Origin of the sequence: Halorhabdus sp. BNX81 (assembly GCF_029229925.1) — an archaeon.
Taxonomy (GTDB): Archaea; Halobacteriota; Halobacteria; order Halobacteriales; family Haloarculaceae; genus Halorhabdus.
Window position 1 is genome coordinate 1,183,567 of the sequence record NZ_CP107254.1, and the last position, 15,455, is coordinate 1,199,021.

At 61.4% G+C, this 15,455-nt stretch carries 13 protein-coding genes and 1 tRNA gene; 3 read left to right on the top strand and 11 right to left on the bottom strand.

Going from position 1 to position 15,455, the window contains the following annotated elements:
* Position 1 precedes the first annotated feature (1 nt).
* Positions 2-1,081, bottom strand: a complete 1,080-nt coding sequence (locus tag HBNXHr_RS05920; protein WP_275883526.1) for a thiamine ABC transporter substrate-binding protein — start codon at positions 1,079-1,081, stop codon at positions 2-4.
* Positions 1,082-1,314: 233 nt separating this feature from the next.
* Here HBNXHr_RS05920 and HBNXHr_RS05925 point away from each other — a divergent pair, with 233 nt between their 5' ends.
* The 3 genes from HBNXHr_RS05925 (at position 1,315) to HBNXHr_RS05935 (ending at position 2,853) form a co-directional block, all read left to right on the top strand.
* Entirely contained in the window at positions 1,315-1,665 is a 351-nt protein-coding gene (locus tag HBNXHr_RS05925; protein ID WP_275740370.1) for a MarR family transcriptional regulator, read from the top strand.
* 98 nt (positions 1,666-1,763) lie between these two features.
* On the top strand, positions 1,764-2,210 hold the full coding sequence (locus HBNXHr_RS05930) for a hypothetical protein (protein ID WP_275883527.1): 447 nt from the start codon (positions 1,764-1,766) through the stop codon (positions 2,208-2,210).
* A gap of 436 nt (positions 2,211-2,646) precedes the next feature.
* Positions 2,647-2,853, top strand: a complete 207-nt coding sequence (locus HBNXHr_RS05935; protein WP_008527278.1) for a cold shock domain-containing protein — start codon at positions 2,647-2,649, stop codon at positions 2,851-2,853.
* Between the two features lie 75 nt (positions 2,854-2,928).
* Here the strand turns inward: HBNXHr_RS05935 and HBNXHr_RS05940 are convergent, their stop codons facing one another.
* From HBNXHr_RS05940 to HBNXHr_RS05985, 10 genes are all read right to left on the bottom strand, one after another.
* Positions 2,929-3,369, bottom strand: a complete 441-nt coding sequence (locus HBNXHr_RS05940; protein WP_275883528.1) for a hypothetical protein — start codon at positions 3,367-3,369, stop codon at positions 2,929-2,931.
* Positions 3,370-3,584: 215 nt separating this feature from the next.
* A tRNA-Gln gene (locus HBNXHr_RS05945) sits at positions 3,585-3,657 on the bottom strand.
* 78 nt (positions 3,658-3,735) lie between these two features.
* On the bottom strand, positions 3,736-4,167 hold the full coding sequence (locus HBNXHr_RS05950; RefSeq protein ID WP_275883529.1) for a metal-dependent transcriptional regulator: 432 nt from the start codon (positions 4,165-4,167) through the stop codon (positions 3,736-3,738).
* Positions 4,164-4,643: a ferritin-like domain-containing protein gene (locus HBNXHr_RS05955; protein ID WP_275740380.1), complete on the bottom strand. Its 480-nt coding sequence runs from the start codon at positions 4,641-4,643 to the stop codon at positions 4,164-4,166. The genes HBNXHr_RS05950 and HBNXHr_RS05955 overlap by 4 nt, the downstream gene beginning before the upstream one ends.
* Positions 4,644-4,973: 330 nt before the next feature.
* Positions 4,974-6,572 (bottom strand): carbohydrate-binding protein, encoded by a 1,599-nt coding sequence (locus tag HBNXHr_RS05960; protein WP_275883530.1) that lies wholly within the window; start codon positions 6,570-6,572, stop codon positions 4,974-4,976.
* A gap of 110 nt (positions 6,573-6,682) precedes the next feature.
* Positions 6,683-8,647 carry a glycosyl hydrolase family 18 protein gene (locus tag HBNXHr_RS05965; RefSeq protein WP_275883531.1) on the bottom strand — a complete coding sequence of 655 codons (1,965 nt, stop codon included), beginning with the start codon at positions 8,645-8,647 and terminating at the stop codon, positions 6,683-6,685.
* A 287-nt stretch (positions 8,648-8,934) separates the two neighbouring features.
* A complete protein-coding gene (sufD, locus tag HBNXHr_RS05970) occupies positions 8,935-10,146 on the bottom strand; it encodes a Fe-S cluster assembly protein SufD (RefSeq protein ID WP_275883532.1) in 1,212 nt (403 codons plus the stop codon).
* On the bottom strand, positions 10,143-11,570 hold the full coding sequence (sufB, locus tag HBNXHr_RS05975) for a Fe-S cluster assembly protein SufB (RefSeq protein WP_275883533.1): 1,428 nt from the start codon (positions 11,568-11,570) through the stop codon (positions 10,143-10,145). Before sufB ends, sufD begins: the two co-directional genes overlap by 4 nt.
* Positions 11,571-11,582: 12 nt before the next feature.
* Positions 11,583-12,497, bottom strand: coding sequence for an ABC transporter ATP-binding protein (locus tag HBNXHr_RS05980; RefSeq protein ID WP_275740385.1), 915 nt, complete (start codon positions 12,495-12,497; stop codon positions 11,583-11,585).
* 174 nt (positions 12,498-12,671) lie between these two features.
* Positions 12,672-15,386: a DNA-directed DNA polymerase gene (locus tag HBNXHr_RS05985; protein WP_275883534.1), complete on the bottom strand. Its 2,715-nt coding sequence runs from the start codon at positions 15,384-15,386 to the stop codon at positions 12,672-12,674.
* Positions 15,387-15,455: the final 69 nt, after the last annotated feature.

Genomic DNA, 15,455 nt, shown 5'->3' on the forward strand with positions numbered 1-15,455 from the left:
GTCAGTTTGCGATCTCGCGTCGCCAGTCCTCGATCCAGCCTTCGACGTTGCCGGAGAGTTCGTCGTAGCTGAACGTGACTGGCTCGGACGGCTCGTAGGCGTACTGTGAGAACTCCGCGCCGGGATCGACGCCTTCGACGGCCGGGAACTGGACGTTCCGGACGGCGATCTCGGCCTGGGCCACCGGCGACAGCATGAAGTCCATGAACGTCCGGGCGAGGTCCGGCGCGTCCGCATCGGTGAACAGCGCCATCGCCTCGGGGTTGGCGTAGGCCTGATCGTTCAGGAAGCCGACCTGATGTTTCTGGATATCGACGCCCTCACCGTGGTAGTACACCTGGTCGGTCGAATAGGAAACCACCATCGGGGCTTCGTCGTTCATGTACGCGTTGTAGGCGGGTTCCCAGTCCGAGAGGATCGTTACGTCGTTCTCGAGGAGATCCCGCCAGTAGTCGAGATAGCCATCGGGGCCCTTTTCGGCGATCGTCCAGAGGAGAAACGCCCGGCCTGGATCGGAGTTTCCGGCGTCCTGGACGATGAGATCTCCCTGATACTCCTCGCTCGTCAGCGCGTCGAAGGTCGCCGGATTCTCGACTTCGTTGCCGTTGTAGACCAGCGAGATGTATCCCGTGTCGTACGGGATCGCCCGCCCGTCGGGATCGATCTGGAGGCCCGACTTGACGGTATCGGCGCGTGTAAGGTCCTCATCGACCGTCTCGAACAGTGACTCATCAAGTTCCTGGTCGGCTCTGACGAGTTCGGCTGTGTTGAGTCCGATATAGAGGTCGGCATCGATCTCGGCACCGTTCTGCTGACGGAGAATGTACTGGTTGAGGCCACTCTCGGGCGTGGTAAACTCGACAGTCACGCCCGGATGGGCCGCCTCGAAGCTGGATTTCAGCCAGTTCCCTGCGGTGTCTTTTCCAGTGAACGACGAGTACGTCGCTATCTGGAGTGTACCGTTGAATCCGCCTGTCCCGGCCGATTCCGTGTCGGTCGCGTCGTTGCCAGCACAGCCCGCAAGTGCTGTTGCGCCCACGACACTGGCTCCGGCCGTTCGAAGAAACGTACGTCGTTTCACCACCTGGTGGTTTGACTGAGTGGTATTAAACCTCTCGTGTTCGCCACAGCGAGCTGTCAATGGACCGGGAAAGAGCGATCTGCCTCGCTATCTTCGTGGGGCCGACTACGATTACTGAGCGTGGCGTGGGTGGGTAACTCCCAGTGATCTGACCCAGCCGTTTCAGTATCAGGGAGGGCGGGACTCGCACATCGAAGGTCAGGTTTAAGCGCCAACCTGCCCCAGGTAGTGACATGAGCACTGATTCGTCGGAGTCCGATCTGTCGGAGGACGAACGACGGGGCCTCGAACTCATCCGGGAAACTGGCGGTATCCACCAGAGCGACTTCTGGAAGGAACTCGACGTGAGTTCACGCAAGGGCTCCCGGATCGTCGATTCGCTGGCCGAGCAGGATCTCATCGAACGGACCGAAACGGTCTACAATGGCCACAACACCTACCACCTGACGCCGACAGCCAAGGATCTTGACTTCTCGTTGTTGATGGCCGGCGACATGCTCTCACCGTTCGTCGGCGACGACGAAGTCGACGCCCAGAGCGGGCAGTTCACCCAGTGGCTCATGAATCTCGCCTACGAGGAGTGATCGCGTAATCGTGGGCTGATCGTCCATCTCGGAGCACGGTACCCTATCCATGGACCTGTCAAGAGCGATCGAAATTTCCCATTCACCGGACCTCCAGCATGGACATCGATCGATCCACCGTCCTGGTTGGCATCCTCCTTGCCACTGGCGTGGCTCTGGTAGCCCTCCCGATAGCTGTCCCGGCGGATGTCCCGGACAACCGCGTCGAATTTTACGTCGAGGCCAACTGGAGTGACTACTCCGGGCAAACGAACCTCGTGTACGCGACCCTCAATGAGTCCGCCCGTGGCGTCTTCGACGAGGCACGTCGAGCAACCCCCGAGACTATCAACCGGTCGATCGCGACCGCTCCCGAATCGGTGACGCCACCGCCGGACAGTATCGAACTCTACAACGTCCAGTACGAGGGGGCGTTCTATCTCCTCCAGGGCAGACATCTCACTTCCGAGGCTGATTTCCTGACTCAACAGGCCCCGCGCTTTGGCTCGATGGCTGTTGGATTCCTGTTGGTCGTTGGGGCGGCCTACTGGCGCTTTGAAGTCTGATCCCCGGCGATCTGTGGGTGGCCACTCCCGGGTGGTGTTTCGCCATTTCGTCGGCTGTCCCTGTGATATGCCACCGGTACGCTCCGGCGGAACCGGTGAACCGAAGTACGATCTTCTGACTGTGAAAACACTCGTTCGATTTACATTACATACCGTCTTTTCTTCACATGGGTCGGTGCGCGCCCGACTGTCATCGACCCGGGCGATCACACCGTGGTCGCCGTCAAACCGACATGTCACCGCGACACTCCCCCCGCGGTGAACCGGACGACGACGCTCGTCCGATGCCATCAATTGCCAGCCCGCCGGGTTTCTCCCCCACCCGGCGTTTCGCTACCACACATCGGTTCCGACTCTCCCATTGTGTTCTGCGAAGCGTTGTGGTAACTCTCCTCTCGGAAGGGTTATCCCGTACTCGGTCTTACAGTTGGTTGTAATGGCAAACGGTAAGGTTGATTTCTTCAACGACACAGGCGGCTACGGTTTCATTTCGACAGATGACGGCGACCTCGACGAAGACGAAGACGTCTTCTTCCACATGGAGGATGTCGGCGGTGAGGATCTGACAGAAGGGACTGAGGTTGAGTTCGATATCGAGTCCTCCCCGAAAGGACCGCGCGCGGCGAATCTCGTTCGTCAGTAATTCTGCACTATTCGTCGCTCACCGCGACGAACCAACTACTTCGATCTTTGAGAGCTATCTGTCCGAGCCCCGGCTTCATTCCTGGCGCTCGCGAAGTCGGTCGAGAACCGCTTCGAGCGGCGGTTCAGCGTACAATACCGTTCTCCAGCGTGATTGGCTGCCATCGATGTCGTTGACGGTAGCCAAGTGTTCGTAGGCTTCGATCACTGCCTCGGATGACGTCTTCTCGACAGCATACTCAAAGGCAGCATATACCCGCTTTCGAAGTCCTCGCGAAGCCACCCAGTACCCGACGACGAGAGCCCCACTGAAAAGCACGCCCAGCGGATCGTGGGCCTGGCTACTGGCAATCATAATCCCTGTGATCGGGACGAGAAACACGGAGAACGCGATCAACCGAAGCACTCGATAGCGCTGTCGAACGAGTCCGGATATCTCTCGCTCACGTCCGTTCGCGAGAAGATAGTCCCGGGCGTCCTCGTGAACGAAGTGAACGAGGGCTCGGAAGACGAGCAAAGCGAGTCTTCCGGCGGATTCGAACCGCGAGGACTCGCATCCGCTCGTCCTCTGGATACGAACCGCCTTGGGATATCTCTCGCTCACGTCCGTTCGCGAGACGATAGTCCCGGGCGGATTCGAACCGCCGTCACTCCACTCGCTATCGCTCGTTTCGTTCCCAGCTTCGAATCCGCTGGACGTATTTGCCGCTCGCGAACTTGCTCGCGGCAAAATAGTCCCGGGCGGATTCGAACCGCCGTCAGAGGCTCCAAAGGCCTCTATGATTGGCCACTACACCACGGGACTGCAACCGAACCTTAACGATGAGTCTTTAATAGCGTTATCCTTGCGACCAGCCAAGACAGATCCACCTTGCTGGAGCGCTCAGTCAGACGCTTCAACTTCGACATCGAGTCGACCACACACGTCCCCGTCGGCGTCGAAGCAGTCCGGACACTTCTCCGGTCGGTCGATGATTGTATCCAGTCGCTCGGCAACCGTCTCGTCGATGACACTTTCGAGTTGTTTCGCTTCGGTGCGGAACTCCGCCACGTCGAGAACTTCCACCAGGAAGCGCTCGATGATGCAGTACGTCTGGAGCGCATCCCGCGCACGGGCGATCCCGTCGTCAGTGAGCGTCACGCCGGTATATTTCTCGTGTTCGAGCAGATCGCGCTCTTCGAGTTTACCGACCATCTCGTTAGCGCTGGCTGGACTCACGCCGAGGCGCTCGGCGATCTGACCGGTCGGTGCTGGGCCGTTTTCCTGCTGTTGGACCAGATAGATCGCCTTGAGATACTGTTCGGCTGTGTTCATCGCTGGGCCTCCATGAGATCAGTGACCGTCTCGACGCCACGCGCCTCTGCCTCCCGTAGCGTTTCCAGGACAGAAACGAGTTCCTCGTGATCCACTCCGTAGTCGGTGTCACTCGTTTCCAGCGCCCCGAGCAGATCGTCGAAGAATTTGTAGGCCGTCTCGGCGTTACAGAGCTGATCGTAGAGGATATCGTCGAAGTTCTGATCGGCCTGGTACTGGGCCTCGACGAGTGGCTCGATGTCTTCGTAGTCGACGCTATCAGCGTCCAGATCGGCGATCAGCGTCTCCAGACGAGCCCGGTGCTGATTTGCCTGCGTCACGGCGGTTTCTAGCAGCGTTTCCAGCTCCGCACCGATCGCCTCACTCGATTCGAGATGCTTGGTCGATCGCGCTTCGATAACCTCCTGAAGGACGACCCCTATCTGGAGGAGCCGGGCGAGTTGGTGATCCGAGCCGATCGGCTCTCGAAGACTCACCGTCTCTCCCCCCGTGGCGAACAACCGTTCATAGTGATTCTTCCGGGAGGCGTCCCCTTAAACCCGTTCCTGCGGGAAACGACCGACGTCCTCGAAAAGAGTCCGTGCCCACTCTCCCACAGTCCCAGGTAGCGTGGCCGGACAGAATCTATGCGTACCGAATTTTCATTGCAGTGATCGAGGCGTGACGACTGGGGCTCGGACGGACTGAAGCGATCGCCTGATGGACTGTCTCAGAAAACTCGACTGCGGTTCGTTACGTATTCTCGAACCTGTTCGAGGGTGAGAGACGGCCCGGTCGGCGCAGTACGACACGACCGGTGACTCCGTTCACTCGCTTTCGAACTGGTGGAAGATCGCCGAGAACTCGCCGTTCTCATCGTCGCCGAGCACCCATGGGGCGATGCTGTACATCCCTTTCTCCTCGGCGTATTCGAGCAGGTTCCGGGCGTCCTGGATCGAGAGCTCGTTGATGTTCGGCGTGACACCGACCATTGACCAGACCTCGTCTCTGGTCGTTCCGGGATAGACGTCCCCGCTCAGGAAGTCTACAGTCGATTCCAGCGCCGGCGGGATGTCCGCAAAGCTGCTGACGAAGTTCATCGTCATCGGCTGGACGTAATCGAGATCGACCCCTTTCTCGGCGGCGTCTTTGACCCAGGTCTTGCCGTGGGAGTGGCCGTGGCTGACGATACCGTCCGCGGTACACGAGACGGTGAAGCCAACCGTGAGGTCCGGCCGCTCGTCGTTGAGCATCGCCAGGGCTTCGTTGCGCATCTCGTAGACCGTCCGATCGCGCTGGTCGGCGTTCTCGTCGTCGATGTCGAGATGGTTGATCCCGAACGTATCCAGGATGGTCGCGTAGGCCTCCTTGAGTTCGGTGGCGTCGCTCGCGTCGCGTGCGACGACCGGGCTGTGCCAGCCGCCGATCGAGATCCCGACTTCGATGCCCTCGTCTTGCAGTGTCCGGATCGCATCGGCCTGTGCCGAGAGGGGACTCTCGTCACAGGACCCGGCGTTACAGCCCGACAGCCAGCCGGGATCGATCTCGCCGTCGCGCGTGGCGTCACCCACGAACGAGAGAATGACGCGGTCGGTATCCGTTTCCAGTGTGTCCTCGACGACATCGTACCACGTGCCCTGGTAGGGTGAGTAGATCCCGCCGTCGATCGGGGACGACATTGTTCCGACCGAGATCGTTTTCGTCGTCGAGTCGGTGTTCCCATCCGCGTCCGTGACTGTCAGGGCGACGCTGTATCGCCCCGCCTCGGAGACGGTGTGCTCGGGCGTCTCCCCCCAGTCCATCGGCTCCCCGTCCAGGGTCCACTCGTAGGTGTCCCAGTTCTCCGATGCGGTCATGTCCATCCGGACGGTCTCGCCCGGATCGAGCCTCCTCGAGGAAACGCGAAAGCTGGCGTCCGGCATCGGCGTACAGGAACCGACTGCCTCCCACGGCCCCCACTCCGAACTCCCCGGTTCGTCACCCCGGGTCCACCACTCGGCTTCCCAGAGCGATCCCTCGTAGACGGTCCGATCGCCATCCGTGTAGGTTGCCTCGGCGTCCCATTCGACGACGCCGCGACAGTCGGCCCCCTTTCCGGCGTCGCTATCGTCGACGTCATCCTCCTCGTCACCGTTGTTTCCACCGCCATCGTCATCCCCAGTATCGCCACCGTCATCGCCGCTGCAGACACCGACTTCCGCCCAGGGCCCCCACTCGTCGGCCCCGGGTTCGTCACCCCGAGTCCACCACTCGGCCTCCCAGAGTGATCCGTCGTCGACGACCTGATCGCCGCTCGTGTAGGTTCCATTTGATTTCCACTCGGCGACACCGTCGCAGTCCGCCGCCGCTGAAACGCCGCTCGCGCCGATGACCGCTGCTCCCAGTGCCGATGCTTTCCGCAGTACGTCACGTCGTGTGTGTTTCATTGCTGTGTTCGTATCCGTCGTTCGTCGGGTGATACCCCCACGTCCCGTCGAGAGTCGAGTTCCATCGCAGTCGCCGGCATGTCCCGGTCGATCGCGGAGCGACAGCCGGACTAGCCGTTGAGGGTATCCCAGAGCGTGGTGATGAGCGTCCCCTCTTTCGTGTCGCCGCCGATCGCCCACAGCATCGTTCCGCCGTAGGGCGAGCTAGCCAGCCACTGCATCTTTGCCTCGATCGAGCGCTCGGTCGGATGGGAGATCATCATGCCTTCGCTCGGATTGTAGCTGTACGAACAGACGGCTTGGTCGTCGAAGTACGTCTCCCAGGCGGCGCTGTCGAGATCGATCGGATTCGACCCGATGCGACCGTCGCTGGTCTCACGACCGTCGCCCCCGAGGTCGAAGTACTCCCAGACGCCACTCACGTCGGTCCCCCGCGGATACGACCCGTCGCCGCTCGCGTCGGCCCCGTCGCCCAGATACTGCTGGAACAACCCGTCGTCGACGCCGTTCCCGAAGTCACCCTCTGGCGGCTGGACGTCGGTCCAGCTACGGCCGTAGAACGGGACGGCCATGTTGAGTTGTGCCGGTTCCCAGCCCTGTTGTTCGTAGAACGACAGTGCGTAGGAGGCGTTCCACTCCGGGCCCGTCTCCAGTGGGTCGTTGGGGTTCGCCTTCAACGGGGCGTGGTGGCCGGTCGTCTCGCTGAAGATCCCCCGGTAGTCGAAGGTCATCACGTTGACGAAGTCCAGAAGATCACTGAGGCGACCGTGTTCGAGACCCCGAACCGTCTCGGGCGCGGGACTCATCGCCGCCGTCAATTCGTACGGTTCCGAGCGGTCCGGATTCGCTTCCGCGGCGGCGTCGAGCTGATCGCGAACCTCCTCCATGAGGAGTGTGAATCGTTCCTGGTCGCCCGCACGAACCGTGTTCCCCTCCTCGCCGCCACCGCCGGGGAACTCCCAGTCGACGTCGACGCCGTCAATGTCGTTGTTCTCGACGAGGTCGACGCAATCGCTGGCGAACTGTTCGCGACTTCCCTGGTCGAGTGCGGCGTCAGAGAAGTGTTCGGAATCTCCCCACCCCCCGATGGAGAGGACGAACGAGACGTCGTCCCGTTCGGCAGCGTAGCCGGCGAATGACTTGCCGCGATCGGGCTGTTGCCAGTCTTTCTCGGCCGAGAAGACGTTCCGGGCGTAACTGTCCCCCACGAGCGTGACTGACCCGTCCGATTCCGGCCGGGCGAACGCGTACTGGAGATGCGTGACGCGATCGAAGTCGATGTCGGCCGGGAGGTAGTTCCGGTCGAACTGCGCCCACTGGCGGTAGTATGCGACGACGCGTTGCTCGTCTGTACTGGGACGACCCGCGGTGATCGTGATCGAATCCGTGTCGGCGTTTCCAGCGCCGTCGCTCACTGTCAACGTGACCTCGTGTTGCCCCTGGGAAAACGACAGCGTGTGTTCGACGCCGGAGGCCGTCCCGACTCCCTCGATTTCCCACTCGGAGGAATCGACGTTCCCCGTCGATTCGGACCCGTCGAGTGTCACTTCCTCCCCGACGTCCGGGAACTGGGTCGAAACGTCGACGACGGCCTCGAGTTCGCTCGATCCGCCGTCCTCGCCGTCACCCGCTTGCACGGCCCGGATTTCCGTCCACGGCCCCCACTCGTCGGCCCCTGGTTCGTCACCCCGAGTCCACCACTCGGCTTCCCAGACGTATCCCGCGTGGGTAACTCGATCGCCGCTCGTATACGTCCTACTCGCCTCCCAGGAGGGGTACTCGGAATCCCCCTCTCCAGTGTCTCCGCTGTCGTCGGCACCGTCCCCGTCGTCGCCGGTTCCGTCACTCCCATCGACTGACTCGATCCGCTCCCAGACGGCAGCGTTTTCGGCCGGTTCACGGCCGCGCGTCCACCACTGGGCTTCCCAGATGTTACCGTTATGGACGACCCGGTCACCCCCCGAATAGGTGGTTTCCGGTTCCCACTCTGACGGATTCCCTTCTGCCGATGCGACCGAAACGCCGGCGAGGCCGGCCAGTGCCGAAAGCGATCGTAAGTAGTCACGTCGTTTCATGGTTGCCAGCGGTGAGAAGTAACGACTGTACCCGGTCACCGGTAGCGACAATGTATCGGATAGTAGCCCCCCATCCCGCGCTGGCCCCCGGCGTCGTTCTCCCCGCCGCTATGACAATTGAAAATCCATATTCACTAAACTTTATCGGAATGGTATACGACCTCGGGGTGTGCTAGTTGATAGACGTCACGCGGCGTCACGATTACAGCACGTGGCTAATAGACAAACCAATGGCCGAATACGACAGGACGGGAGTTCGGTCGGGAATCGTGCGTGGGGCGAAAGACTCAGGAACTGAGCCGGTCGAGGACCAGTTCGTCGAGATCCTCTCGCAACTCGTCGACGGCGACTTCTTCAAGCACCGGGACGAAAAAGCCCTCGACGAGCATGTTCGTCGCCGACTCCTCGTCGACGCCGCGGGAGGTCATGTAGAACAGGTCCTCTTGATCGACCTGGCCGACGGTCGCGGAGTGGCTGGCCTCGGTGTCGTGGTTGTTGATGATGAGCTTCGGGCTGGCGTCGGCCTCGCTGTCGTCACTCAGCATCAGCGTGTTCTCGCGCTGGTAGGAGTTGGTGTCCCACGCGTCCGTGCCGACGTCTTGGACACCCTCGTAGACCGAGCGTGCCTCATCGTCCAGCACGCCGCGGGTCACGAGGTCGGCCGTCGTGTGCTCGGCCTCGTGCCAGACCCGCGAGGCGATGTCGAGGTGCTGGTCCTCGTGACCGAAGAACGCACCCACGATCTGGGACTCGGAGCCGTCGCCGAGCAAGCGCGTCTCGACGTTCGTCTTGGTCAGTCGCGACCCGATGTTGCCCTCGATCCAGTCGACCGTGGCGTACGTACCGGCGTGGCCACGCTTGACCGAATAGTTGTAGGTCGCCTCGCTCAGGTTCTGGAGGGAACCGTACTGGACGTGACTGTTCTCGCCGGCGACGACCTCGACGACGCCCGAGTAGTACTGCTCGCCGGGGAGCTCCTCGCCCGTTTCCTGGCGCTCTAAGATCGTCACGGAGGCCGACTCCTCGGTGATGACGAGCGTGTAATTGAACAGCGATCGGGAGTTCATCCGGGTCCGGATCTTGACGTCCTCGGCGGCGACGCCCTCGGGGACGTAGACCACCGTCCCGGCACTGAACAGCGCGGTCGACAGCGCAGTCAGGTAGTCCCGCTGGGGATCGACGACGCTGCCAAAGTGTTCCTCGATCAGGTCGCCGTGCTCTTCGAGGGCCTCGGCCCATGGGAGGACGTCGACGCCCTCGGCCTCGATCCGGTCTTTCTCTTCCTCGAAGGCGAGCGGGTCGACGAGACTCTCGTAATCGAGCGCATCGAGGTTCGTCCAGTCCCGACCGGGCGTCCGGATGACCGACGGCATGTCGAGGTCCGCAAGGGCCTCGAAGGCCTCGAGTCGCGTCTCGGTCAGCCACTCGGGTTCGCCCAGCTCGGCGGAGATCTGTTCGACCTGGTCGGCGGTGACAGTGGCGCGTACCTGCGTGCTCATCCCAGACTCCCCTCCATCTCGAGTTCGATGAGACGGTTGAGTTCGACCGCGTACTCGATGGGCAGTTCCTCCGTGATCGGCTCGATGAACCCGGCGACGATCATCTGCTTTGCGTCGTCGTCGTCCAGCCCCCGTGATTGGAGGTAGAAGACGTCCTCGTCGCCGATCTTGCCGACCGTCGCCTCGTGGGCGACGTCGACCTTGCTCTCCTGGATCTCCATGTACGGCATCGTGTCCGACGTGGACTCGTTGTCGAACATCAGCGCGTCACACTCGACGTTCGTCGAGGAGTTTTCCGCGCCGTCGGAGATGTGGACGAGGCCGCGGTAGTTAGTGCGGCCGCCGTCCTTGGAGATCGACTTCGACTCGATGGTCGATTTGGTGTCCGGCGCGTTGTGATAGACTTTCGCCCCGGTGTCGATGTTCTGACCCTCGCCGGCGAAGGCGATCGTGATGTGATTGTCAGTCGCGCCCGGGCCCTTGAGGATCGTGGCGGGATACAGCATGGTCGCCTTCGATCCCATCGACCCCGAGATCCACTCCATCGTCCCGTCGGCCTCGACGATGGCGCGTTTGGTGTTGAGGTTGTAGGTGTTCTTCGACCAGTTCTGGACCGTCGAGTACTGGACGTGGGCACCCTCCTTGACGAATACCTCGACGCCGCCACTGTGGAGGTTGTGACGGGCGTACTGGGGTGCAGAACAGCCCTCGATGTAGTGGACTTCCGAGTCTTCCTCGGCGATGATGAGCGTGTGCTCGAACTGGCCCATGCCTTCCGAATTCATCCGGAAGTACGCCTGGATGGGCATCTGGACGGTGACGCCCTCGGGGATGTAGACGAAGCTGCCGCCCGACCAGACTGCGCCGTGGAGCGCGGCGAACTTGTTGTCGCTCGGCGGGACGGACTTCGTCATGAAGTATTCCCGGACGAGCTCGGGGTGTTCCTGGACGGCCTTGTCCATGTCCATGAACACGACGCCCTTCTCCTCCCACTGCTCCTGCATGTTCTGGTAGACGATCTCCGATTCGTACTGGGCACCGACACCCGAGAGGGCCTGTTGCTCGGCCTCCGGGATGCCCAGCTTGTCGAAGGTGTCCTGGATCTCGTCGGGGAGATCGTCCCACTCATCCGCGCCACCGCGGGTCTCGATGTCCGGGCGGATGTACGGGACGATCTCGTCGACGTTGACTTCCGAGAGGTCCGGCTGGCCGGGCCAGTCGGTCGGCATCGGCATCTGCTTGTAGTGCTCTAAGGCACGGAGCCGGCGGTCGAGCATCCACTCGGGCTCGTCTTTGTCTTCGCTGATCTTTCGGACTGTTTCCTCTGTGAGGCCCACCTCCGCTTCGTAGGCCGACTTCTGCTCTTTCTTGAATTCGAATCGAGCCTCCGTGTCGGTCGATTCGAGGTCGTTGTCTGAACTCATACGTTAGTCACCTCAGGCCGCCTCGTAGACCTGCTCGCGAACCCAGTCGTAGCCCTCGTCCTCGAGTTGCTCGGCCAGTTCCGGCCCGCCGCTCTCGACGACTTTCCCGTCGAGCATCACGTGGACGTGATCCGGCTCGACGTAATCGAGGATGCGCTGGTAGTGGGTGATCTGGAGGACACCCGTGCCCTGGTCGTCCCGGAGGGAGTTGATCCCGTTGGCGACGTCCTGCAGACGGTCAATGTCGAGCCCGGAGTCGATCTCGTCGAGCACCGCGATGTCGGGTTCGAGAATCGCCGCCTGTAGAACCTCGTTTTGCTTTTTCTCGCCGCCGGAGAAGCCGGCGTTGAGATATCGCTCCGCGAAGGACTCGTCCATGTCGAGTTGTTCCATCTTCTCTTTGAGGAGTTGCTGGAACTCGGCGACGCTGACCTCACCCTCGTCAGCGGGGCCCTCCATCGGCGAGGTGTCGTAGCCGGCGTCCTCGTCTGCGTCTTCGTCTGCTTCGGCTTCCTCGTCGTCCTCGAAGAGTTCCTCGCGTTCTTCGAGTTTGGCGTTCAAGGCCGTCCGAAGGAAGTTTACCATCGTCACGCCCTCGATCTCCGCCGGATACTGGAACCCGAGGAAGATGCCGAGTGCGGCACGCTCGTTGGGTTCGAGTTCGAGCAGGTTCCAGGTCTGTTTGTCTTCCGGGATCTCCTGATCGAACTCGTCACCGTCGAGGTGGATGAGCACTTCCCCTTCGGTCACTTCGTAGGCGGGATGGCCGGCGATGACCTTCGCCGTCGTGGATTTCCCACTGCCGTTCGGTCCCATCAGCGCATGAATCTCACCGGCCTCGACGGTCAGGTCGACGCCCTCGAGAATTCCTTCGCCTCCGTCCTCAGCGACTTTCGCGTGAAGATTGTTGATTTCGAGTGTTGCCATGTTCTAGGTCAACCGAAAATGGGGCTGTCGTACCCATAATGCTTTCGCATGACTACATACTTGCTTTGAGAATCTCCAAAGGAATTTTAACGAAAAACCAAGAACGTGGGCGAAATCCCGCACATGTACGGGACAGAATCCGGGCCAATACTGTCTCGGCTTGACCCCAGTGACTCACATATACTGTCCGAGTCCCGTCTGTTCCTGGCCGCTCTTTACTTCCTGCCAGGAAACGCCCAGCGCCTCGATAACGCGGGCGATCGGGCCTTTGAGTGTTTTCTCCAGCATTTTCTCCCAGTCGACCTCGAACTCCTCGGGGATTTGTTCGGCGACGTCGAAGCAGATCACGTCCGGGTCACGCTTGAACTCGCCGTAGATGAGATCCCGGGAGGGATCGAGACCACGTTCGTCCTCGATCCGGCGGAAGTACTCGGGATGGACCTTCTTGAGGTAGAGCCGTTTCGGCTTGCTGCCCCGCTGGAAGTTCGTCCCCAGGAGCTCGTTGGCGTACTTCGCCCCCCGAACGTGGGCCGTGTCGGTGTCGTAATTGTTCAGGCGCTTGCCGATCCCGCCGGGGATACCGACGTCCTCGATGTCGACGTTGCCCGCCTGAAAGTCCGCAATCACGTCGTGGAGGTACTCCGTGACGGCCTCGACGTCGCCCTCGGTGACGATCAGATCCAGAACTTCCTTCTGGACGCGCTTGGTGATCGGTGCGATGTCAGAGCGCTGGTATTCGAAGCCTGTGATGTCGATGTCGTCGACGTCCTTGCCCTCCTTCCAGACGATGTGGCCCGCATAGCGCTTTTTCTTGCCCGCCTGGAAAAAGCGCCGGTAGAGCTTCTCGAACTCGATCTGGAACCGATGCTCCTCAGCATTGAGCGTCTCGCTGGCGAACTCGTCGTAGGAGGCGTTGATCGCCTCCTCGATCTCGAACGAACGGTCGATGGCGTCCTCGACGGACATGTCCGTCCCCATACTTATCATAACGCTATCAGTATCGCCGTATGTCACGTCGTAGCCGAGATCGTTGACGGCCGACTCCGTGTACTCGATGACCGCTCGCCCCGTCGCGGTCACGGCCGCCGCGTTGTCCTTGTCGTACAGGCGAAATCGGTCCCACCCCGAAACGCCATACAAACTATTCATAATGACCTTGACAGCACCTTGCTGGCGGTCATAGAGCTCATAGTCCTCGGTTCCGGGCTCGTGATCGTTTCGAAGGGCTTTCTTTTCTTCGCGTTCTGACAACAATTCCTCGACCATTTCACGGACGATCCCGTCGGGTTCCTTCCGGAAGTGCTGGCCGCTAGGGTCCGGTGCACGGAACGTCTCCCCGTCGAAGGTTTCGGGGTCGACCTTCGTCTCCGGGGATGCGTTAATCGTTACCATGCACATCGGGTAGAGGCTCTTCAGGTCGTGGACACTTACCATCTCCTTGATGCCGCTGATCGGCTCGAAGACGGCCCCGCCCTCGAACTCCTCGCCGGACTCGACAGTGCCCTTCGAGGGCAGGACAAAGTTCCCGAATGCCTTGTGCAACACGTACATGTCGACGGCATCGCCCGGCGTCGGGGCGTCCTCGAGTTTGCACCCGACGAAGGTGGCTACCTCCTCGAAAAAGGCGATGATGTCCTGTTTGCGGTCGAGTTCGACACACAACTCGACGTCACGGAGGTTGTACTCGAGGAGTCGCTCGGGATCCTCTTCCCACAGCGTCCCGATGTCACCCGTATACGTCTCCTTCCCCGCGCCGAGTTCCTCCTGGCCGACGTCCTCTAAGCGGTAGGAATCGAGTTCGGTGAACTGCGTCCGCTTGTACGCCCGTAGCAGGTCGAAGACGACCCGGCCCTTGATGTCCGGGCCTTGCCAGTCGCTCTCCCAGACCTCGTTGACCCGGGAGAGCCGGTTCATGTCGAGGTTTCGGTCGGTCCCCGGGTCGAGTTCTTGCAAGCGGTCGATGAAATACGGCGCGTCGAAGTCGCCGAAGTTCCAGCCCGTCAGGATGTCCGGATCGGTCTCGTCGATGTATTCGAGGAACGCTTCGAGCATCCGCTCCTCTTCCTCGAAGACGCGGACATCCGCCTCGAAGTCGTCCTCCAGCGGTTCGTACTGTTCGAGGGCCTCCGGCGGGTCGATCCCGACCGGCGAGTCGTACAGCCAGACGACGTACTCGTCGCGATAGGAGTCGTGGCTCGTGAGACAGATGATGGGTTCCTCCCCGTCCTCGGGGAAACCCGACCGGTCGTCGACCTCGATGTCGAAGGTGTTGACTCTCGCGTCGGCGTCGTAGTCGATGGCTTCGATCTCATCGTGTGGGATCCGGATCGTTCCGTTCTCCGTGCGACGATCGGGAACCCGGACGCCGCTGGTGATGTCCTTGTCGATGAGGAGGCGATTCGGGAAGAGAATATCCGCCTCGTAGTGATCGAAGTCGTCACGGATCTGCCCGACGTCCCGCGGCGTCTGGCCGAAGATCCTGACGAGTTCCTCGCCACGAATGGACTCGTACGGCTCGCCGTTGTCGTCGGTGCGTTCCCAGCCGGTGACGCTGTCGTAACTCGCGAGTCGGTCCTCGTCGACGTTGTCGGCCGGCGCATAGAAGTAGGGTCGAAACTCATAGACTTGCACGTGGAGGAGTTCCCGATCCGCGGTGCGTCCGAAAACGTGGACGACGGGATACTCGTCGCTCCCACTCCCCTCGATCGTGTAGTCGACCTGCGTCACCGCGAGTTCGACGGTACCGTCGGCCTCGGGGTATCGCCATTCGTCGGCGTCGACGACACTCGCCTCGTGGCCGCCGTTGCCCGCGACTGCACGTGCCTCGGCAGCCGGTCTGTCGTCGTCGGCGAACGCGCCAAGCCCGCGCTGCTCCCCGGAATCGGTCATTGATGGGTTGGTTGCCGGCTGCCTCCCTAAAACCCCCCGGTCGGCCGCCGCCAGAAGGCTTATGCCACG